Below are 264 nucleotides of genomic sequence, written 5' to 3'. Positions count from 1 at the left end.
TCTAATTCCGGCTCTGCTTCTTCTGTGAGTTCGTTTATCGACTCATAGCCTTGTGGGATCTGCTCTTCCGCATCTAAGATCCCATCAAGATGACCAGACTCCACATGAGATGCAGTATCTAATTCAGTGGGGACATCAGAGCTTGGTGACTCCTCGCTAGCTTCCGGTTGTAGAGTTTCTCCTTCAACATCAACCAGCAAATCATCGATATCACCTAAGTCATCTTCATCAAAATCTGTATCTATTGCTGTTTCTGCTAAATCA

General features: G+C 43.9%; 1 protein-coding gene. It reads right to left on the bottom strand.

Translation table 11 applies throughout. From position 1 onward, the window contains the following. On the bottom strand, positions 1 to 264 hold a 264-nt coding region (locus tag N475_RS25715), incomplete at both ends, for a hypothetical protein (RefSeq protein WP_162269581.1).

Origin of the sequence: Pseudoalteromonas luteoviolacea DSM 6061 (assembly GCF_001625655.1) — a bacterium.
Taxonomy (GTDB): Bacteria; Pseudomonadota; Gammaproteobacteria; order Enterobacterales; family Alteromonadaceae; genus Pseudoalteromonas; species Pseudoalteromonas luteoviolacea.
This window is presented reverse-complemented; position numbering and strand designations above follow the sequence as displayed.